Source organism: Herbaspirillum sp. SJZ099, from assembly GCF_007828355.1.
GTDB lineage: Bacteria > Pseudomonadota > Gammaproteobacteria > Burkholderiales > Burkholderiaceae_D > Herbaspirillum.
Genome location: NZ_VIUO01000024.1, coordinates 1 through 1,020, shown reverse-complemented (window position 1 = coordinate 1,020; position 1,020 = coordinate 1). Strand labels below are relative to the sequence as shown.

General features: G+C 64.7%; 1 protein-coding gene. It reads left to right on the top strand.

Features of this window, described 5'->3' with window-relative positions; all coding sequences use genetic code 11:
• Positions 1-4: 4 nt before the first annotated feature.
• The gene (locus FB597_RS20045; protein ID WP_141911306.1) at positions 5-934 is read left to right on the top strand and encodes a branched-chain amino acid ABC transporter permease; all 930 of its coding nucleotides are present in this window, start codon (positions 5-7) and stop codon (positions 932-934) included.
• The last annotated feature ends 86 nt before the right edge of the window (positions 935-1,020 follow it).

The following is a 1,020-nucleotide window of genomic DNA, read 5'->3' as shown; positions in this document are numbered from 1 at the left end:
ATTCATGGACATATTCATCCAGCAGATCATCAACGGTTTGGTGCTAGGGAGCATGTATGCGCTGATCGCGTTGGGTTACACGATGGTGTACGGGGTGCTGAACCTGATCAACTTCGCGCATGGGGACATCCTGATGGTGGGGGCGATGGTGGGGCTTTCCCTGCTCAAGCTGGTGCAGCTGCATGCGCCGCAGTTGCCGGGCATCGTGCAACTGGTCATTGCCATCGTCGGGGCGATCCCGGTGTGCATCGTGGTCAGCCTGGTGATCGAGCGGGTGGCGTACCGGCCGCTGCGCAATGCGCCGCGCCTGGCGCCGCTGATTACCGCCATCGGCGTGTCGATCCTGCTGCAGACCATCGCCATGATGCTGTGGGGCCGCAGCCCCTTGCCGTTCCCGCAGGTGATGCCGTCGGACCCGGTGCACATCGCCGGCGCGCTGATCTCGCCCACCCAGATCATGCTGCTGGCGCTGGCGGTGCTGGCCATGCTGGGGCTGGTGCTGATCGTGGAGAAGACCAAGATGGGCCGGGCCATGCGCGCCACCGCCGAGAACCCGCGCATTGCCGGGTTGATGGGGGTCGATTCCAACAAGGTGATCGTGGTCACGTTCGCCATCGGCGCGGCCCTGGCGGCCATTGCCGGGGTGATGTGGGCGGCCAACTACTCGACGGCGCAATTCGCCATGGGCTTCGTGCCGGGCCTGAAGGCCTTCTCGGCGGCGGTGCTGGGCGGCATCGGCAACATCTACGGGGCCATGCTGGGCGGGATCCTGCTGGGCTTGATCGAAAGCCTGGGCGCCGGCTACATCGGCGACCTGACGGGCGACTTCCTGGGCAGCAACTACCAGGACATCTTCGCCTTCATCGTGCTGATCATCGTCCTCACGCTGCGCCCCTCGGGCATCATGGGTGAACGCGTAGCAGACCGCGCTTAAAAATTGGCTCATGTTCCTGTTGCGCCCGCGTGATCGACTGCCGTACGGTGCTCGCCATCCTCGTGTGCGGCAGCACACTGCGGTGG